This window comes from Pseudoalteromonas sp. SA25 (genome assembly GCF_011378705.1).
GTDB classification, from domain to species: Bacteria; Pseudomonadota; Gammaproteobacteria; order Enterobacterales; family Alteromonadaceae; genus Pseudoalteromonas; species Pseudoalteromonas arctica.
Genome location: NZ_WTKV01000007.1, coordinates 72039 through 92029 on the forward strand (window position 1 = coordinate 72039; position 19991 = coordinate 92029).

21 protein-coding genes are annotated in these 19991 nt (G+C 39.3%); 11 read left to right on the forward strand and 10 right to left on the reverse strand.

Annotated elements, in window-relative coordinates; translation table 11 throughout:
* Positions 1–6: 6 nt before the first annotated feature.
* Complete coding sequence (gene pdsO / locus GQR45_RS07605; protein WP_165725590.1) at positions 7–738, reverse strand: sortase-associated OmpA-like protein PdsO; 732 nt, start codon at positions 736–738, stop codon at positions 7–9.
* Positions 739–942: 204 nt separating this feature from the next.
* Here pdsO and pdsR point away from each other — a divergent pair, with 204 nt between their 5' ends.
* The 3 genes from pdsR (at position 943) to GQR45_RS07620 (ending at position 4216) form a co-directional block, all read left to right on the forward strand.
* The gene (gene pdsR, locus GQR45_RS07610; RefSeq protein WP_165725653.1) at positions 943–1632 is read left to right on the forward strand and encodes a proteobacterial dedicated sortase system response regulator; all 690 of its coding nucleotides are present in this window, start codon (positions 943–945) and stop codon (positions 1630–1632) included.
* On the forward strand, positions 1632–3770 hold the full coding sequence (gene pdsS, locus GQR45_RS07615) for a proteobacterial dedicated sortase system histidine kinase (protein ID WP_165725591.1): 2139 nt from the start codon (positions 1632–1634) through the stop codon (positions 3768–3770). Before pdsR ends, pdsS begins: the two co-directional genes overlap by 1 nt.
* Positions 3771–4051: 281 nt before the next feature.
* On the forward strand, positions 4052–4216 hold the full coding sequence (locus tag GQR45_RS07620) for a hypothetical protein (RefSeq protein ID WP_007581574.1): 165 nt from the start codon (positions 4052–4054) through the stop codon (positions 4214–4216).
* A gap of 5 nt (positions 4217–4221) precedes the next feature.
* Here the strand turns inward: GQR45_RS07620 and GQR45_RS07625 are convergent, their stop codons facing one another.
* Complete coding sequence (locus GQR45_RS07625) at positions 4222–5472, reverse strand: multifunctional CCA addition/repair protein (protein WP_165725592.1); 1251 nt, start codon at positions 5470–5472, stop codon at positions 4222–4224.
* A gap of 132 nt (positions 5473–5604) precedes the next feature.
* On the opposite strand from GQR45_RS07625, the gene GQR45_RS07630 reads away from it, so the two are divergent.
* Positions 5605–5832, forward strand: coding sequence for a hypothetical protein (locus tag GQR45_RS07630; protein ID WP_007581571.1), 228 nt, complete (start codon positions 5605–5607; stop codon positions 5830–5832).
* Positions 5833–5862: 30 nt separating this feature from the next.
* Here GQR45_RS07630 and GQR45_RS07635 read toward each other — a convergent pair whose 3' ends face one another.
* Genes GQR45_RS07635 through GQR45_RS07650 form a run of 4 tightly spaced genes read right to left on the reverse strand, consistent with a single transcriptional unit; the run spans position 5863 to position 9728 of the window.
* Positions 5863–6363, reverse strand: a complete 501-nt coding sequence (locus GQR45_RS07635) for a DUF1543 domain-containing protein (RefSeq protein ID WP_165725593.1) — start codon at positions 6361–6363, stop codon at positions 5863–5865.
* An 8-nt stretch (positions 6364–6371) separates the two neighbouring features.
* Positions 6372–7721, reverse strand: coding sequence for a sigma 54-interacting transcriptional regulator (locus GQR45_RS07640; RefSeq protein WP_010553151.1), 1350 nt, complete (start codon positions 7719–7721; stop codon positions 6372–6374).
* 2 nt (positions 7722–7723) lie between these two features.
* Complete coding sequence (locus tag GQR45_RS07645; protein ID WP_024607489.1) at positions 7724–8269, reverse strand: hypothetical protein; 546 nt, start codon at positions 8267–8269, stop codon at positions 7724–7726.
* A gap of 1 nt (position 8270) precedes the next feature.
* Positions 8271–9728 (reverse strand): HAMP domain-containing sensor histidine kinase, encoded by a 1458-nt coding sequence (locus GQR45_RS07650; RefSeq protein WP_165725594.1) that lies wholly within the window; start codon positions 9726–9728, stop codon positions 8271–8273.
* Between the two features lie 330 nt (positions 9729–10058).
* Between GQR45_RS07650 and GQR45_RS07655 the strand changes: the two genes are divergently transcribed.
* The 4 genes from GQR45_RS07655 (at position 10059) to GQR45_RS07670 (ending at position 11214) form a co-directional block, all read left to right on the forward strand.
* Positions 10059–10292: a cag pathogenicity island protein Cag25 gene (locus GQR45_RS07655; RefSeq protein ID WP_007581561.1), complete on the forward strand. Its 234-nt coding sequence runs from the start codon at positions 10059–10061 to the stop codon at positions 10290–10292.
* A 24-nt stretch (positions 10293–10316) separates the two neighbouring features.
* Positions 10317–10544, forward strand: coding sequence for a hypothetical protein (locus GQR45_RS07660; protein ID WP_007581559.1), 228 nt, complete (start codon positions 10317–10319; stop codon positions 10542–10544).
* Between the two features lie 187 nt (positions 10545–10731).
* A complete protein-coding gene (locus GQR45_RS07665) occupies positions 10732–10968 on the forward strand; it encodes a hypothetical protein (protein WP_007581558.1) in 237 nt (78 codons plus the stop codon).
* Between the two features lie 9 nt (positions 10969–10977).
* Positions 10978–11214 (forward strand): calcium-binding protein, encoded by a 237-nt coding sequence (locus GQR45_RS07670; RefSeq protein WP_007581557.1) that lies wholly within the window; start codon positions 10978–10980, stop codon positions 11212–11214.
* A 57-nt stretch (positions 11215–11271) separates the two neighbouring features.
* On the opposite strand, the gene GQR45_RS07675 is transcribed toward GQR45_RS07670, so the two are convergent.
* Both GQR45_RS07675 and GQR45_RS07680 read right to left on the reverse strand, forming a co-directional pair.
* Positions 11272–11724, reverse strand: a complete 453-nt coding sequence (locus GQR45_RS07675; RefSeq protein ID WP_165725595.1) for an energy transducer TonB — start codon at positions 11722–11724, stop codon at positions 11272–11274.
* 180 nt (positions 11725–11904) lie between these two features.
* Positions 11905–12426 (reverse strand): energy transducer TonB, encoded by a 522-nt coding sequence (locus tag GQR45_RS07680; protein WP_165725596.1) that lies wholly within the window; start codon positions 12424–12426, stop codon positions 11905–11907.
* 172 nt (positions 12427–12598) lie between these two features.
* Here GQR45_RS07680 and GQR45_RS07685 point away from each other — a divergent pair, with 172 nt between their 5' ends.
* Positions 12599–14281, forward strand: a complete 1683-nt coding sequence (locus GQR45_RS07685) for an amidohydrolase (RefSeq protein WP_165725597.1) — start codon at positions 12599–12601, stop codon at positions 14279–14281.
* Between the two features lie 52 nt (positions 14282–14333).
* Here the strand turns inward: GQR45_RS07685 and GQR45_RS07690 are convergent, their stop codons facing one another.
* On the reverse strand, positions 14334–15173 hold the full coding sequence (locus GQR45_RS07690) for an HDOD domain-containing protein (protein ID WP_024590070.1): 840 nt from the start codon (positions 15171–15173) through the stop codon (positions 14334–14336).
* Between the two features lie 296 nt (positions 15174–15469).
* Between GQR45_RS07690 and GQR45_RS07695 the strand changes: the two genes are divergently transcribed.
* A complete protein-coding gene (locus tag GQR45_RS07695; RefSeq protein ID WP_165725598.1) occupies positions 15470–17170 on the forward strand; it encodes a Zn-dependent hydrolase in 1701 nt (566 codons plus the stop codon).
* A gap of 41 nt (positions 17171–17211) precedes the next feature.
* Here the strand turns inward: GQR45_RS07695 and GQR45_RS07700 are convergent, their stop codons facing one another.
* Positions 17212–17616 (reverse strand): HIT domain-containing protein, encoded by a 405-nt coding sequence (locus GQR45_RS07700; RefSeq protein ID WP_007581544.1) that lies wholly within the window; start codon positions 17614–17616, stop codon positions 17212–17214.
* A gap of 111 nt (positions 17617–17727) precedes the next feature.
* Between GQR45_RS07700 and GQR45_RS07705 the strand changes: the two genes are divergently transcribed.
* Entirely contained in the window at positions 17728–19953 is a 2226-nt protein-coding gene (locus tag GQR45_RS07705) for a S9 family peptidase (protein ID WP_165725599.1), read from the forward strand.
* Positions 19954–19991: the final 38 nt, after the last annotated feature.

Here is a 19991-nt window from a genome sequence, read left to right on the forward strand (position 1 = left end):
TTAGTTTTAGTTACTCGCCGTTTGGCCATTTACACTATTCATTGAGCGAGTGGTAAGCGTTACGCGTCTATCAAAAAAGTTATCTTCCACCGTGTTGCTGTTAGCCAATGTTTGCTGCTCGCCAAATGCCTGCGTGCTTAAGCGTTTATGGCTCACACCGTGTTTTATTAAATAGCTTTGCACGGCATTTACACGCGCTTTAGAAAGTAAAAGGTTAGCTTGCTCATCGCCGCGTTGATCGGCAAAGCCACTTAAATCAAGTGCGAGTTGTGATTGGTTGTTTAACAAGGTAACGAGTTGATCTAACTGCAGCGCAAAATGCGGGGCAATAACACTTGAACCTGTTTTAAATTGCACCGTCATCGCCAATAAGTTATTAATTTGAACTTGAGTTAACTGCTCATTTTGATTGGCAAGCACTTCTAGCTGTTGCTCTAACATATTATTGTGGTTAAGCACGTGTTGGTAATCGCTGGTTTTTTCTTTCATGACCGTAATTGCACGCTCTTGCTCTGCAATTTTGTTATCAGCTACTTTTGAATCACCTATTAAGCCACCGGCAAATGCACCAATAAACGCACCAATTGGTCCGCCCACTACGCCGCCAATAATAGCGCCTGCACCTAGCCCAATAGCCGTTTCTTTATGGGCTTCTTTTGATGGCGTGTTAGATGTTGAGGCAATTGCTGGAGTACAAAAACTAGCAACCAGTGTTAACGCGATTAATGTCTTCTTCATGATTTGATCCTTAAACTTACTTTTTAATTTGTGATGTTTTGTTTTGATGGCTTTATTAAAACAAGCTCAAGTGGCAATAAAGGGGAGCAAAAATGGCAAACTGCTGAGCAATTGTGGCAAAAAAATGGCAATTGCCTTTTTAAGCGTACTTAGCTTAAAAACTTCGTTATAGTGCACAGCAGAGGCAATAGGATAATGATTAGAATGAAAAAAATAGCCATCGTTGAAGATGAAACCGCAATCCGCGAAAACTACATAGAAATGCTGAGCGCACAGGGCTACCAAGTAAGTGGCTTTGCCGATCGCGCTAGCGCAGAAGCTGCATTTAAAAATGCCCTGCCCGATTTAGCTATTGTTGATATTGGCCTAGGCCATGAAATAGATGGCGGTTTTTTACTGTGCCAAACATTGCGATCGCTTTCTAAAACACTGCCTATTATTTTTTTAACCGCCCGCGATAGCGAAATAGATACTGTATGCGGCCTGCGCATGGGCGCCGACGACTACCTAACAAAAGACATAAGCTTGGCTCACTTGGCTGCGCGTATTGGTGCGCTGTTTCGCCGAATGGAAGCACTTGAACAACCTGCTGATGCAAACGCACTCATAACACGCGGGCAGTTAACGCTCGACACACAACGCATGCAGGTATTTTGGCTGCAACAATTAGTTGATTTAACCGTAACCGAATTTTGGATGCTGCATTCACTCGCCCAGCGACCTGGCCATGTTAAAAGCCGTAACGAATTAATGAGCGATGCAAAAATTTATGTAGACGACAGCACCATTACTTCACACGTAAAACGTATTCGTAAAAAATTTATAGCACTCGATAGCACCTTTGATTGCATAGATACCGTGTATGGCATGGGCTATCGGTGGGAACAACACTAATGCTACGATTTGGTCTGCGCAGTAAATTTATATTACTTTCATGTTTTTTGTTTTTGCTACCGTGGCTTGGCTACGAGTACGTGTGGGAAATGGAAAAGTTTTTACGCCAAGGCCAAGAAAAAACCCTCGTAGGCACCACTCGAGCACTTGCTACTGCATTACATGAGCGCCCCGCATTATTTGACGAGCAAACCAACTTTTTAGACCAAGTAGTAAAAGGCCGCGATTTATACGCTTATAATCTTAAAAACCCTATTCAGCTCGACGGTAAACTTAACGATTGGGACAGCTACCAGCCGTTATTTTGGCACTACGACAAGCGCTACTTACAAAAAACAGATAACAAACATCAAGCCAGTGACTTATCGTTTGATCATATGGTGGGAAAATTTGATAACTACTTATACGCCGTATTTAAAGTCACCGACAATACCCTTATTTATCGCGCTAAAAATAGCTTAAGCATTACCAATAACGATTATTTACAAATTGGCCTAAAAACGCCAGACGGTCAGTTTAATACTTACATTATTGCGCCGCGCCAAGATGGTTGGGTTAATGCGTTTGATGCAAATACCAAAGCCCCTTTTACAAAAATTCAGGGCTATTTTGAAAGTACCAAATCAGGATATAACGTAGAGCTGCGCTTTCCTATTAACATGCTGGGCAACAAACTTGGCTTTGCCATTGTTGACATTGATAGTAAAGAGGCATTGTTAGAGCCTAAAATAATGTCGACCTCAAACTTAAATAACCCAAACGATTTAGGCTCTGTATTAGTCCCTTCTCCAGAAATTAGCCGTATTTTAAAAGGCATGGGCCACAGTGGTAGCCGCATTTGGGTGGTCGATAACCATCATCGCGTACTTGCGCAGTCGGGTACTATTCAAAATGCAGATGGCGTTTGGGCTGATGGACTTGCTAACCAAGCACCTGAAACTTGGTGGCAGCGCTTTGAGAAAAATTACTTACACCCAATTTACTATAAAATATTAACGCGCCCCGAAAATGAGTTTTTAGATACCCTGCACGATGTAGCTTCTATGCAGGGCACACATTTAGCGAAAGCATTAAAAGGACAACCAGCATCGTCTTGGCGCTTAACCCCCGACAGCAAAGCCGTTATTTTATCGGCCGCTTACCCTATTTGGATTCAAGACCAAGTAATTGGCGCGGTAATAGCAGAGGAAACCACAAACGGCGTACGTACGCTGCGTAATAAGTCACTCGAAAAACTCTTTAACGTTATTTTAGCTGTGATGCTAATTGGTACTGTGACTTTATTCTTTTTTGCCTCACGTATATCGAACCGAATTAGGCGGCTGCGCGATACAGCTGAACAAGCAATTGATGCACAAGGGCGTGTTACCGGCAGTATTAATTACAGCGATGCTAACGATGAAATTGGCGATCTGTCTCGTAGTTTTTCAAACATTGTGAGCCGACTTGGTGGCTATACCGATTACTTAGAGAATATGTCGTCGCGATTGTCACATGAGCTGCGCACGCCTGTTGCGGTAGTACGCTCATCACTCGAAAATTTACAAAGCTTGCCACAAAATGAGCTAAGTCAAAAATACCTCGATCGCGCCAGCGAAGGCGTTGAACGCTTAGGTAAAATTATAACCACCATGAGCGAAGCCACTCGCCTTGAGCAAAGTATTCAAAGCAACGAACCTGAACCTTTTGATTTACAAAAAGTAATAAATGGCTGCATGCAAGGCTATCAGCTTACTTACCCAAACCAGTTATTTACGCTTGATGTATGCCAAAACAAATTACCTATGCAAGGTGCACCGGAGTTTATAGCTCAGCTACTTGATAAGCTTATTAATAACGCGCTGGAGTTTAGTGAGGCCAATACGGCTATTAATGTAGGCCTTAAGCAGAGCGAAAATAAAGCAACATTAACAGTGAGTAACACAGGCCCTGCGTTACCCGAAGGATTAACTGAGCATATTTTTGACTCTATGGTGTCGGTACGTAGCCAGCAAATGCAGCAACAGCCACATTTGGGGTTAGGTCTTTATATTGTAAGGCTGGTGTGCGACTACCATAAAGGCAGTGTAACAGCGCAAAACAACGAACAAGGTGATGGTGTAGTGTTTACCGTAACACTGCCGTTAGTTAATGGTTAAGGCTGTATTTATACCGTTATATTCGTACCGTTATATTTATAGCCACAGCATTATATGCAAATAGTAAGTACGTAATAAATTAAATTCAGCTGTATATTTTTAGTTAAAAAAAGTTATTTTAATTTACCTTAACTCCATATAAATTAACAAATAAACCCCTCTCATCCCTCAAAACCTGCCGGTTACAATTTAGTACAACTTCAAATGTAACTATTCACTTTTAATTCAGTCGAATGACCATACCCTACATCATATTAAAGTATTAAATTGAAGGAATACTCATGAAACCATCACTAGAGCGTGAAGAACTAGACTTTATTTTTGACTTATACAGGCCCTCTAAAAAACCTGAGTCTGAAAATGTAAAACCAAAAAGTACAAACTACAAAGAGCTAAGAAAGCACGACGCGACTAAAAACCAAGGCGTATCGCACTACTTAGTCTAATTTTATTACGCTTGGGACTTCTCATGTTCTAAAAATGCTTTAATGCAGTTTATTTCTGCAAGTTTTACTTCTTCGCCTATTTCAGGGCCTTTTTTGCCATTTTTAAGTGCATTTTGCACTACCTGCTTCTTATCCATTTTTTGCAGTTCAGTATGAATTGCTCGCAGCTTAGCTGATTGCGGGTATGGCTTATCAACAAGTGTTTCACCACGCCCTTGTGCATCGCATTGGCATGCTTGGGTAAACGCTATAAAACGTTCTGGGTGTACCAACGCATTTAAGTTAGTCACTATTAGCTTGTGAATGGTTTGCGGCCTTAACTGATCAATCGTGTGGCAAAGGGTGTGATTATCACTGGTGAGTACACCAACATCGCGAAAACGGTTAGGCACTTTTAAGCGCTCACAAAACGCCTCAATAACTGCAACACCTTCGCGTTCGTGCCCACGTAGGTTTCCATATTTTTTAAAACTAAGCGCTTTTCCAAAATCATGGGTTAGTGCAGCAAAACGAGTTTCCAAGTTAAAATTCAAATCCGCTGCACGCCTAAGTACCAGCATAGTATGTACAAATACATCACCTTCAGGATGATGGTTTGCCGGTTGCGGTACATTAACCATGCGCTCAAGTTCTGGAAAAACACCTAAGCCTTGCAGTGCTTCAAAATAAAGCTCAGGGTACTTTTCACCCAGTGCTTTTTCAGTTTCAAGCCACACGCGCTCAGGTACTAAATGATTTAGCTCACCTTTATTTTTAAGCTCGCGCATTAATGCATACGTACTTGGGTGAATACGCCAATCACTGCCATAGCGCGCTAAAAAACGGGCAATACGCAGTACTCGAACAGGGTCTTCTACAAATGCCTCAGTGGTGTGGCGCAGTGTTTTATTTTGTAAGTCAGTTTGGCCATTAAACGGGTCAATAATATTACCGTGTTCATCAAGCGCCATTGAATTTATGGTTAAATCACGCCTTGCTAAATCTTCTTCTAGCGTCACTGTTGGGCTGGCATCAACCACAAAGCCTGTATAGCCTTTGCCGCTTTTACGCTCTGTGCGCCCTAGCGCATATTCTTCTTTTGTTTTTGGGTGTAAGTAAACCGGAAAGTCGCTACCTATTGGCACAAAACCAAGCGACTGCATTGTGTCTGGCGTTTCACCAATCACTACATAATCGTTATCTTTTGATTTTATATTTAGCAGTTTGTCGCGCACTGCACCACCAACGAGGTAAACTTTTTTTAAGTTACTTTTCACTTTATTCCCATAAACATTAATAAAATTGTTTGATACTAATCATAACATTAATTAAAAAATTCTGCGGTGTTTGCCAAGCTTAAGTAAGCTCATTACAATGGCGCATTATTTTCAGCTATAGCCTCACAATTAATGAAAAACCATTCATCAAAAAAAGAACTTATGTTACTACCTATTTTATTAGTGGTTATTTTAATGTGTGTGGCGGGTCACTTTTTACTACAAGCAAATTTTCAAGACAGTAATGTGGTTGAATACATGTTAGCAGCACTGCCGTTTGCTATGTTTGGATTGGTTATTGTGGCGTTTAAAATGGCGGCTAAAAGCGAAAAGGATGAACAAAACGAGCAGGACTCTTAGTCCTGCTTAGTTTTAGCTACTTATTATAATTTAAAGTATGTGATAGCCAAACCAGTCTGGCTTTATAGGCTGCGATATACCGCTGGGCGTGAGCTTAATGTTTAGCTGGCTGTCAAGTAAATCAATGGCAAAGCAATCGTCTACGTCATGTAAATCATCTTTATGGATATGGCTAAGCCCTGCTAGCAAATCGCTTTTAGCTCGCTCTTTCGCTTCATGGCTACTGCTTGCAACATACAGTGCAAAGTCGTGTTGCTCAGCCATAGAATCACTTCTGTAAGCGCCTAAATTTACAAAATAGAGTTGTTTATTTTGCTCCACATAGCTATCGACTACTTCTATTTTAAAACCATCTATATGATTAATTGCCATGTAGCTATCCATGTGAACACTACTTCTGTCGCCTACCCATTGGCTTTTTAACTTTGAATAAGTTTGCTCTATGGTTTGCCCTACAACAAAACGAATATCATGCATTTCAATGTGGCAACCTTGAATCCGGCCACCTAAATACACCATAAATAACTGCATGCTTTTCCTTAACCTAAATTATCAACATCAATATTATGCTTTTTAATCAACTTATAAAAATCTGAGCGATTGCGCTTAGCAAGCTTAGCGCCTTCGGCTACGTTACCACCTGCCATTTTTAAAGTGTTAATCACATAGTCGCGCTCAAACTCTTTTTTAGCGTCGTTTAGTGATAATGGTTCTACGTTTGTTTCATTACTATTTAGCGCAGCTAACACTAAGTGCTCTGAAATAACATCGCTTGGCGTTAATGCTACAACCTGCTCTACTACGTTTTGTAATTGGCGGATATTACCTGGCCAGTCGTAACGCACAAGCGCATGCATAGCATCGCTGGCAAAGTGTTTTTCAGTTTGCTTCATGCGCTTAGCAATGCTTGCACTAAAGTGCTGTGCTAATAAGCTTATATCTTCGCGGCGCTCACACAGTGGCGGTAATTTTAAATTAACTACGTTTAAGCGATAGTATAAATCTTCTCTAAATTGCTGGTTTAAAATAGCTTCAGGAAGATTTTTATGTGTTGCCGATACAATACGTACATCAATCGCTATTTCTTCTTGAAAGCCTACGGGGCGAATTGTTTTTTCTTGTAATACGCGCAGTAACTTAACCTGCAAGTTAAGTGGCATATCGCCTATCTCGTCTAAAAATAGCGTGCCGCCCTCAGCTTGTTGAAACAAACCTTGATGATCTTTAATTGCGCCCGTAAAAGAGCCTTTTTTATGACCGAATAATTCAGACTCTAAAAGCTCCCCTGGTACAGCGCCGCAGTTAATTGCAACGAAAGGGCCACCGCTTACATGACTATGCTGATGAATCGCCTGTGCGAGTAGCTCTTTACCTGTACCACTAGCCCCCGAAATCAATACATTAACTTGCGTTGGCCCAAGTAGTTTTACTTGCTCTAACAAGTGCAGCATTGCACCACTGCGCGTAACTATGTTACTTTTAGGTGCTGCTTCATCTGCATTAACACCATGTATTTCTATCGCTTTAGCAAGGCTGTCAAATAGCTCATCTTTATCTACAGGTTTAGTTATAAATGCAAAAATGCCCTGCTTAGTTGCCTCTACGGCATCAGGAATTGAGCCATGCGCTGTCATCATAATGACAGGTAATGCAGGGTAGCGGCTTTGCAACTGACGATGCAATGCCATGCCATCCATTTCATCCATACGTAGGTCGGTTATTACGGCGTCAAACACTTGGCTTTTAAGTATTTGTAGTGCGGTTAAGCCGCTTTCACAGGTCGTTACTTCGTATCCTTTTGATTCGATACGAATAGCGAGCAGTTTTAATAAGCTAGCGTCGTCGTCAACGAGTAATACTTTTGCACCTTGCACTTTAGTTGCTGCCATAGTTACTGCTCCTTAGTTTCTTCTCGTAGTAAAAGCTGCTGCTCAATAGTTGCTAACGATGAGAGGGTTTCTTGCATTTTATTGTTAAGTGCTTGCTGCTCTTTTTTAGCATTTATTTGCATAGTCACTTGCTGCTTTTGAAGCCATAAATATTGCTTTATATCATCTGGCCAAAAGTAAGCAAGATCGAGTTTTAGCAACTTAGTCATTACCGTATTTGGATCATCATTTATGTTTAAGCACATAAATTTAAAAAAACGTTTAAGATCGTTTTCACCTGTAAAAATATCTTTTTTTGGCACCAATTTAAATCCGCCACACTGATTAGCGTGCCATGCAATAACTTGCTCTGCAGGCGGATAGCTAGGTTCAATTTTTGGTCTGGGTTTTGGACTAGGTTTACTGTTTTTGTCATTCGTTATTTTGGTATCGACCACAGGTGCAGGTGTAATTGACACACGCTCTTCTTGCCCATTATTAATTTCACAACCTGATATAACCATGCTGCTACTGAGCACACATAAAATAGCGATTAAACGCAAGCGCATGTTAATTAACTCCTAGATTTTTTGTTATGGGAATTTTAATTGAAAACCGGCAACCATGCGGCTCGTTATGCTCAACAGTAAGTGTACCTCTTAGCTGTTCAACAGATTCTTTCACAATAGTTAAGCCAAGCCCACTGCCTTGCAGCGTAACATTTTTACTGTGTTTACCTTGATAAAATGCGCTGAAAATTTGAGTTTTTTCTTGCTCTTTAATACCGCACCCTTTATCAAGTACAGCAATGCAAAGTTGGTTTTGCTCAAGCGCTAAATTAATAGTAACGCTTTGCTTATCTTGTGAAAATTTTAAGCCATTTGAAATAAGCTGAATTAAAATCATCTCAATAAGCTCACTAGGTAAAGCAAGCTGTTTATTAGGTAAGTTATTTTGCCATTGCAGAGCTTGCTGACGCGCACTTAAGCGATGTTCAAAATGGCTATTAATTTTATTAATAAGATAGCTAAACTCAACTTCGCTTAGGCTGTCTTTACTGGTGCGAATCGCATTATAACTCAGCAGGCTGTCAATCATTGTACGAAGGCGCACCATAGATTGGCTAATAAGCTCAAGCACTGCTTTTTGCTCAGCAGTAATTGGGCCTACTATTTCATCAGTTAGTAAGTCAGTGCCTTCGACCATTGAAGCAAGCGGCGTTTTTAGCTCATGGGTAACATGGCGTAAAAAGGTATCTTTTTGCTGCTCAAGCATATGAAGTTGCTCTTGCACCCATTGGAGTTTTTCTCCTAGCTCAACTAGCTCAGCGGAGCCTTTCACAGATATTTTTTGCTGCCAATGCCCCTGCCCTAGCTTATCAATAACTGTAGTTAACCCTTTTAGTCGCCCACTTATACGCCATAAAAAACCACCACCAACAATTAAAGTAAGCGGAATAAGTGCCACCAGCCAGTTTATAAATGAAGTTTGTAGGCTTGTAAGCTCATTTTGGTTATTGGTAATTTGCGCTTCATTTTTATCACGTAACCATAAAGTAAGCTCAGCAACTAAATCGCTCACTGGCACAAATAGCTCCGCTTGCTGTTGTTTTTGCTCAACAAGCTCTACATGCGCTGTTTGTAAGGTGACATATAAGCGTTGCCATTGGTGGGTGTAATCTTTATCCGTGTTTACAAATTTAAGTTCATCAATACTTTGCAGGGATGATTGCCATTTATCGACAATGAGCTTATCTAACGATTCGCTTTTTAATACCCAGTTTTGCCGAGTGGCGCGCTCAAGGCTGTTGAGTTCTTGTTTTAGAGTATTAAACGATTTGGTAACTTGGTAGTTGTTACTCACGATACTTTGAGTCACTGCTAATTGCTTGTTAAGCACATTTAAAAATACAATCACCACTATAGAAAGCGGGAGTAACGAAAGCAGCATACTCATTGCAAATTGCCCAATTAAATTAGGCCGCCAGTTAAGCATTGCATGGTATTTTTTAGCTATGGTTGCTGGCATTTCGTTTAGTCCTTTTAAGTTAAGCGTTCTATTATTAAGTGCTTACCTTATACACTAGCTGAACCAGCAATTATATTTAATACGATTAACAGCCAGCGCTACAAAAACAATGTGTCGCCAAATAGAGACAACGTAAATCATTGATTTTTAAACCCTACCTTTAATCTCACTACATAGTGTTGCAAAAGGCACACAAAAATTACAATAAACCCCGTAAAAACTTCCCACCCCTTTTAAGTTAAAAATATAAACACTTGAAAATTAACAACAATTATTTTTGGCATCATTTTTGTAGTAGGAGTAATAACTTTAATCAATAAGGAAATAATTATGAACAAACGCATTTTAGTAATTTCATCATTACTGGCTTTAGGCTTTTTAGGCGCTAACGCACACGCAATGGACGTTCACGCGACTTTTAACGAGCTTGATAAAGACAGTAACGGCACATTAAGTGAAGCCGAAGCAGGTGAAGATGCCGTTCTACACGAAAATTTTTTACAAATTGATACTAATCAAGATGGGCAATTGTCGCTAGATGAATTCAAAAAATTTATTCAATAAACTCATTTAATAAGGAACGTGATTATGAAACAACTTATAGCCGCTTTTTCATTAATGTTTTTAGCAATTAGTGCTACCGTAATTGCATCGCCAACAAACGTGCGCTTTGCCCATTTAGATAAAGATATGGATGGACAAATATCAATTGTAGAAGCTAAGGAAGACAAGGAAGTAATGAGACAATTTGCCGACTTAGATGAAGACGGTGATGAAAAAGTCTCAAAAAAAGAATTTGAAAGCTTTAAGCCTTAATGAGTAATTACTGATTAAGCTTTACTTAAGCTTGTTACAAGTAAACTGAATTTAAAAGCATTTGCCATAATCCCTGAGGGAGTGTGTAAAAGGATTTAATGTTGGGAGTTAAATTACGGCAAGTGCTTTTTTCCTTTTTACTTTATTTTAGCCACGAACTTTTAATACATCTTTTGGAAGGAAGACCATGAAGATACTTTCCCTTGTTATAAGCATTTTAATGCTATTAAGTTTTGATGCCGCGGCACTTGATGTAAAGCAGCGCTTTGATCACCTAGATAGTGACAAAAGTGGCTATTTAACACACGACGAACTTGATCCCCAACCACAACTTTTAAACACCTTTGTAAAATGGGACAAAAACCAAGATAATCAAATTTCGCTAGTCGAATTTAAAAGTTATCTAACTAACAACCTTTACTAAGTGATTTGTATGAAAAGTATTAGCTATATAACGCTGCTGGCGTTTAGTATTTTTAGCGCATTTAGTTTTGCCGCAAGTAACGACATTGCAAAGCAATTTAAAAAGCTAGATAGGAATAAAGACGGTTTTTTATCACGTTCAGAAACCGCTATAGACCCGGCTTTGTGGTCACGGTTTTCAAGCTACGACAGTGACAAAGACGGTAAATTAGCATTAAATGAATATGGCTTATATGCAAGTAAGTAGTTTTATAGCTAGGTAAACAAGCACCTAGCTTATTATATTTATATCTATTAATTACGTTCAGGCTTTATTTTTAGAACAATGCGCCAAATACTCTGCATCAGTAGGTTTTGGGCTCACCATAAAATCCATTTTGAGATAAGTTAGAATAGATTGCTTACTCATATTTTCAGTTGTCGCTTTCCAGCGCCATAAACCCACAGCAGCTGCCGCATTATTATCAAACACACCCTCAGGGTAAGACGAGATAACCTTATACCCTTGGGCTTCACCTTGTGAATTAATTAACGTAGCAAGCTCAACACAACCTGAAATACTTCTTTTTGCAGCTTCTATCGGATATCGCGGCTCTACTCTTTTAACAACATCCCAATACTCACCTGCCTTACTTCGCAGTTCAGGACTCGATAAATCAATAATACTCAGCATTTCATCGCTTACTTGTTTATCAGACGTTGAACTACAGGCTGTTAGCATCATACTCAAGGGGAGTAATAAATAGAGAGCTTTCATAGCATTTCCTTATTCTTGATGCTTATTTAGTTATTTGTAATATTCGTATTAAACTCATACCCATCAGATTTTATAAAGGTTCGATCCAAAATGTTACACACACCGAAAGTAACTTTAAAGTGAGGTAAATAAGTACTTTTTTTCAAACCTTGTAATTTTCTCGTTACTTGAAATGTTTCATCAGTAGGAGATTTTTTTAATTTCACCTGTTACTTGAAATGTTTCGCCAGCCGGACAATTTTTTAAATATTTTTTACCTACTGGTATTGAATCAATCATGAAATCAATTCTGATATGAGTAAGTACAGGTTGTTTAGCTACATTTACGGCAGTAGGTAGCCAAGCCCATGCACTTAAAGATCTCGCTGCGGCTTCATCAAATAATCCTTTAGGATATGAGGAAATTACTTTATACCCCTGCGCCTTACCCTCAGAATTAATAATAGTCATTAACTCTACACAGCCCGCTAAGCCTTTTTTTGCTGCCTCTACTGGGTATCGTGATTCAACTTTTGTAAAAATACTCCAATAGTCTTTCACCCTATCGCGCAGCTCAACACTTGATAAATCTATATAATCGCGTATTTCAGCATTGGATACATCAGTATGGTTTAGCTTTTCTACACTTTTATCTGCAGTAGGTGTCGATCCACATGCCGCAAGTAATGAAGTTAATGGGAGTAATAAATAGAGGGCTTTCATAGCGTTTCCTTATGCTTTATTGATTATTTTACATACTAAATAATCACATTAATTACCTATTTTGTAAACAGTTAATATAGAGAAAAGCCTTAAAATGAGGTCTATCAATTCATTGGTATTATAAAATCAAGTTTGTTAATGTAAGTAAATTAACAATAAAAATTAAGTAACTATGCCACTCAAAAAAATAATCAAACCACTCATACTAGCCAGCCTTTGCGCTAGTTCTAGTTACACTCTCGCACAAACAAAAGTAATTTATAACGCCAATGGTTATACCCCTTTATACAAAGGTGAAGTACAGCAGTTTTCTACCCTCGTTATTAAAAATGGCAAGGTAGTTAAGCTCGGTAGCGAAACACTTAAAGATAGCTACCCAGATGCCAAGCTAATTGACGCGCACGGTAATACCTTATTACCTGGCTTAATTGATGCTCATGGGCACGTTATTGGCCTAGGAGATAATTTATCGCAACTTGACGTACGCGGCGCAACATCGGTTGATGAAGTAACAAATAAACTAAAAGTATTTGCCGATAACAAACAAGGTTGGATTATTGGGCGAGGTTGGAACCAAGAGCTTTGGGCTGATACACGCTTTCCTACGGCTAAAGATTTAGACAAAGTAGTGAGCGATCAACCTGTGGTTCTTTCGCGGGTTGATAGTCACGCCATTTGGGTTAATTCAAAAGCGCTCGAACTTGCTGGTATTACCGCCCAAACAAAAGCGCCTGAAGGCGGTGAAATAATTAAAGACGAATTTGGCAATCCTACGGGTATTTTTGTAGATAAAGCAGAATCGCTAATTACCCAGCATATGCCAGCCCCTTCAAAGCAAGATATAAGTGACTCACTAGATGCAGCAGGTAAGCATTTATTAAGTTTAGGCATTACCTCTACTCACGATGCAGGTATTGATAAAGCCACATGGGAGGTTTACAAAGAGCGCGGCGACCTTGGTAATTTACCGCTACGTATTGTGGCAATGTTAAGTGGTGCAAGCCCTGATTTAGGCGCAATGTTAAAGGCAGGCCGATACCACGACAAAAATGACTTTATGGAAATTCGCAGTGTTAAAGTTTACGCCGATGGCGCACTTGGCTCTCGCGGAGCCGCTCTGATTGAAGAATACGCAGACAGACCTGGTCACCATGGTTTAATGCTTGAAACACAAGAAAAACTCGAAGCGCTCTTTACACAAAGCTTTAAAAGCGGCTTTAGCGCAAATACCCACGCAATTGGCGATAAAGCAAATAAAGTAGTACTTGATGCTTATCAAAATGTGTTTAAAAAAACGGGCGGTATATTACTACGTAACCGAATAGAGCACGCACAAATTGTAACGCCTGAGGATATCCCTCGCTTTAAAGCGTTAAAAATAATCCCTTCAATGCAGCCAGTACATGCCACATCTGATATGCATATGGCAGAGCAACGCTTAACTGAAAAACAATTAAGCGGTGCCTATGCTTGGCAAACATTTTTAAAGCAAGGATCGGTTGTTGCAGCAGGCTCTGATTACCCGGTAGAGCTTGCAAATCCATTTGATGGTTTGTATTCAGCCATTACACGCATGGATCATAACAAACTACCTGAAAACGGCTGGCGCGCAAGTGAAGTACTAAGCCGCGAAGATGCATTACGTGCATTTACTCTCGGTGGCGCTTATTCAGCTCATCAAGAATTTAAGGTGGGTAGTTTAGAAAAAGGTAAATGGGCCGACTTTATTTTAATTGATAAAGACTACTTTAAAGTACCTGTTGACGAGATATACAAAACAAACGTACTGCAAACATGGGTAGCAGGAATAAAACGGTACGAAAAAACCAAAACAGAAAATACTATCGATAAATAAATAAAAAGGGTTAACGCAAGTTAACCCTTTTTATTTGTGTAATAAAACATGTTTAGCTAAACATGTTTTTCACATCTTTTAGCATATCGTTGTATTCATCACTTGTGAATAATTGCATAGACGGTATTACACCTTTATCTATGTACGTTTGCAGCGCTGCTGACTTATCAGAAACCTGTAATGTTCCCTCTAAAATAGCGCCTACTCGAATAAAGTCTACGTAACTAACTTTATCAGGTTTGTAACTTGGATCTGCCCAGCTTAGAGCTACATCAACAAACTCTTTAGGAAATTCCCACGCTTGCATAATCGATGAGCCAATTTTCCCACTCAGCTTTTGAATTGCGTGCGCTAAAAAGCTTGGGTTGGCAAACACTTCAGGGTGGCGCTCAGCTTCTGTTAAAATTGGTAATACACCAATATTGTAAACAAGCGCAGCTAATGTAATTGAATCACGATTTAATGAAGTGTGTTTATTGTTTTTTAAGTAAAACTCCATGAGTGTTATTGAATGGCTAGCAACGGTTAATGTTTTTTGCCAAGCCTTGCCCATGTAGCCTTTAATTAGCTCATTGTTTGATACAAATAATTGCTCCATAGCCATAGCTGTTGCAATATTTTTAATTTGGCGCAACCCAATGCGAGTCACTGCTTGTTGTAAATTAGATACTTTTACAGAACGTCCCATAATCGCACTATTAGCTACTTTTATCATACGAGCTGAAAGCGCTGGGTCTTGTGAGATTACATCTGACATTTGCATTAAATTCACATCAGGGTTATCTGCAGCTTGGCGAACCTTAATCGCTACTTCAGGTAGCGTTGGTAAAACCAACGTATCGTTATTTATTCTATCGACTAGAATCGTTAATAAAGCGTTTTCTGTAGACATAAAGCTGCCGTCCTTTTGTGTTCAGCCTGTAAAGTAACTGCAAACTCAGGCAGTTAATTTTCGTATTAGTAATATAATTAGTATTGTCTAACTTACCGATAAAGTTAAGAAAATTATAGAAGTTTATTTTTATTTATAATGCTTTATCGCTCATGCCTGCCTTACAACGCCAAATACTTGCTATTTACTATTTAGTTTTGCTTTAATGCACTCACAATAAGGAAGCGTTTGTACATATTTAGTCTTTTAACTAAAGCAGTACAAATTATTAAACTTACTTTTTAACAGGCAATATAATGATCTTAAATAAAATTAGCCAAGCAATTATGCTCTCTGGTGTCGTTTTTCTTAGTGCATGTTCTGAACAAGCGCCGTCTTCTACCGACAACACAGCCACAGAGCTTGCTCAAAAAAGCAGTGCACAATCAGGCCCTGAGCTTATTAATGCAAATAACCAACGTTTAGATATTTACACCGACTTTAGCCTACAAAGTGATTTATCGCACTTAAGCGATAACCAACGAGCAATGGTTGCAAAGCTTATTGATGCTTCAAAAATAATGGATGAGTTATTTTGGAAACAATCTTTTGGCGAAAATAAAGACGCTTTTTTAGCAAAACTAAACGACGACAAAGTACGTAAATTTGCCGATATTAACTACGGTCCATGGGATCGTTTAAATGGCGATGAAGCGTTTTTATCCAGCTATAAAGAAAAACCTCTTGGCGCACAGTTTTACCCTGCCGATATAACCAAAGAAGAGTTAAACAATGCAGATGTTGAAGACAAAACAGGCCTTTACTCTTTAATTAAGCGTGATGAGCAAGGTAAGCTTTACAGCGTGCCATATTCAAAAGAATACGCTAATGGGCTTGCAAAAGCCGCTGACCTTTTACGTCAAGCAAGCAAACTTGCTGACGATAAAGAATTTGCTAACTATCTAAACTTGCGTGCTGATGCTCTACAAAAGGATGACTTCCAAGTATCTGACTTTGCTTGGATGGACATGAAAAACAACCCAGTAGATGTGGTTATTGGTCCAATTGAAACTTATGAAGATCAATTATTTGGTTACCGCGCAGCTTATGAATCTTACGTACTTATTAAAGATTTAAAATGGAGCGAACGCTTAGCTAAGTTTGCCGCATTTTTACCGGAGCTTCAAAAAGGCTTACCCGTTGATGCTAAGTACAAACAAGAAGTACCAGGCTCTGACGCCGACCTAAATGCATATGATGTTGTTTACTACGCTGGGCATTCAAACGCGGGGAGTAAAACAATTGCAATTAACTTACCAAACGATGAGCAAGTACAGCTAGAAAAAGGAACTCGTCGCCTGCAACTTAAAAATGCGATGCGTGCTAAATTTGATAAAATTTTAGTACCAATTTCAAAGCAGTTAATTGTACCTGAGCAGCGTAAACACATTACTTTTGATGCATTTTTTGCCAATACGATGTTCCATGAAGTCGCTCACGGTTTAGGTATTAAAAATACAATCACAGGTAAAGGTACTGTTCGTCAATCATTACAAGAACACGCAAGTGCGCTTGAAGAAGGTAAAGCCGACATTTTAGGCCTGTACATGATTGAGCAATTACTTAAAAAGGGCGAAATTACAGAAGGAACTATTGAAGATTATTACACGACCTTCATGGCGGGTATATTCCGCTCAGTTCGTTTTGGAGCATCAAGTGCGCATGGTAAAGCAAATATGATTCGCTTTAACTTTTTTGCTCAAGAAGGCGCTTTTTCTAAAAATGAAGAAGGCCTGTACCGCGTTAATATGGAAAAAATGAGCATTGCAATGGCCAAGCTTTCTCGCTTAATTTTAACCTTACAAGGTGATGGCGATTACGAAAAAGTAGATCAACTAATTGCAACGCATGGCGATATAAAAGAAGAACTTGCTGAAGACTTAGAAAAACTAAGTAAAGCAAATATCCCTGTAGATGTAACGTTTAAACAGGGTAAAGAAGTACTAGGGCTTAAGTAGTTTTAGTTAAACTTAGCTAAACCCTAAAAAAGCGTTGCAGCTTAAAACTGCAGCGCTTTTTTTAACGCTGTAATTTGTACATCTGTATACGGCACAGCTGGATACTTTCCCCAAATTGGCGCAGGCCAAGCAGCATCAGTAGTAAAGCGTGCAATATGGTGAATATGTAATTGCGGCACCATATTACCTAAAGCCGCTATGTTTAACTTATCAGGGCTAAACACATCCATTAATAATTTACTTAGCTTGGCTGACTCTTTTAAATACACAATTTGATCATCCTCAGATAAATCAATTATCTCTTTTAAGTTAGCCTGCCTAGGCACTAATACAAACCACGGATATTGGCTGTCGTTCAATAAAAGTACTTTACACAGTGGCCAATCGGCAAGCTCTATACAGTCGCGTTTAAGTTCTGGCGCTAGTTTAAATTCAGGGTTAGTCATTGTTATTTCCTACTTTGTCTTTAATAATCGCCACTTTATAGCATTTAGTTGCAGTTGCACACGCTTGGCTTTACCATCAAAGCAATATTTATAATAAGCTAAGGCAACCTTGTGCTAAAAAAAATAAAACACCTCTCACTAGCCCTCCCATTAATGGTTGGCGCTATTAGTGTTCAAGCAAAACCTTTATCGTTGGAGCGTATTTTTGACGATCCGAGCCTTTCAGGTAAATCACCTGTACAACTTAAATTTTCGCCTGACGGCAGCCGTGTAACTTATTTACAAGGCAAAAGCGATGACTACAACCGCTACGATTTATGGGAATACAATCTAAAAGATAACACCAACCGTGTGCTAGTTGATTCGGCAAAGTTATTTTCAGGCCCAGAAAACCTATCTGATGAAGAAAAAGCACGCCGCGAACGCCAACGTATTTTTGGTAAAGGCATATTAGAATACAAATGGTCTAAAGACGGTAAAGCACTTTTATTCCCACTTAACGGTGACCTTTACTATTACGATTTAGCCTCTGCTAAAAGTAAAAAACTAACCGACACTGAAACATTTGAAACCGATGCACGCTTTTCACCTAAAGGTAACTACGTATCGTTTATTCGAGAGCAAAACCTATTCGCTTTAGAGCTTGAATCAGGTAAAGAGATTCAGCTTAGTAAAGATGGCGGCGGCGTAATTAAAAACGGCATGGCCGAATTTGTAGCTCAAGAAGAAATGAGCCGCATGACCGGTTACTGGTGGTCAGGTGATGAAACTAAAATTGCTTATACCCGCGTTGACGAAACTCCAGTAAAAGAAGCTATCCGTAACGAAATTTACGCTGATGAAGTTAAATTATTTAACCAACGCTACCCGTTTACAGGTACTGATAACGTAAAAATTCAACTCGGTGTGGTTAAGCTAAATGACCAAAAAGTAGATTGGATTGATTTAGGTAAAGATGAAGACATTTATATCGCGCGTGCTAAATGGCTAAAAGACAGCAATACACTGTCGTACCAATGGCAAAATCGCTCGCAACATAAATTAGAGCTTCGTTTTTATAACAGCGAAACTAAAGTCCAAAAAGTAGCATTAACCGAAAACAGCGAAACGTGGATTAACCTACATTTTGATCTTGAGTTTTTAAAAGACAAAAAACATTTTGTATGGGCATCTGAGCGCGACGGTTTTAAACACTTATATCTGTATCGTACAAACGGTCAACTTGTACGTCAAATCACCTCTGGTGATTGGGCTGTTGATAGCTTAAAAGGTATTGATGAGAAAAAAGGCATTGTTTACTTTGCCGGTCGAAAAGATACACCGCTTGAAAGCCATTTATACAGCGCGCCTTTATTTAAAAAAGGCGATGCCAAACGTATCACCGAAAAAGGTCAGTACCATAATGTTGTGCTAGCAAAAGACAGCAAAACCTTTATCGATAATAGCTCGTCTGATAATAAACCAAACTCAGCAGCGCTTCGCAAAGTAAACGGCGAATTTATTACATGGCTTGAAGAAAATAAGCTTGATAGTAACCATCCGCTTACTCCTTATTTAAGCGACTTAACAAAACCAGAATACGGCACAATTAAAGCCGAAGATGGCCAAGTTATGCATTACCGTTTATTTAAGCCTAGCAACATTACTGATGGCAAAAAGCACCCTGTTATTGTTAACGTATACGGCGGCCCGCATGCTCAACGAGTGACGAATAGCTGGCGCAGTAAAAACTTGTACTTTCAGTACATGGCGCAACAAGGTTACGTAATTTTTCAACTGGATAACCGTGGTTCGTACAACCGTGGTAAAAAGTTTGAAGATGCTATTTATAAAAACCTAGGCGTGGTTGAAGTTGCCGATCAAATTAAAGGCGTAGAGTTTTTACGTACACTTGATTACGTAGACCCACAACGCATCGGTGTTTATGGCCACAGCTACGGCGGCTACATGGCACTTATGACTATGTTTAAAGCAGGCGATTACTTTCAAGCCGGCGTATCGGGTGCTCCTGTAACCGATTGGGCTCTATACGATACGCATTACACAGAGCGTTATTTAGGTCACCCTGATACGAATGCTAAAGGGTATGAAGACAGCGCAGTATTTCCATATGCTGATGGCTTAAAAGGCCCATTAATGATTTATCATGGAATGGCTGACGACAACGTGCTGTTTACTCATTCAACTAAATTGTTTAAACAACTGCAAGATAACGAAAAACAGTTTGAAATGATGACCTACCCAGGCTCTAAGCACAGCCTACGTGGTAAACAAGTGCAAACACACTTACATCAAACAATTACAAACTTCTTTAATCGTCATTTTGATGTTAAATAAGCAAGTAAAGTAATAACAGACTAAAGGCTGATTGATAA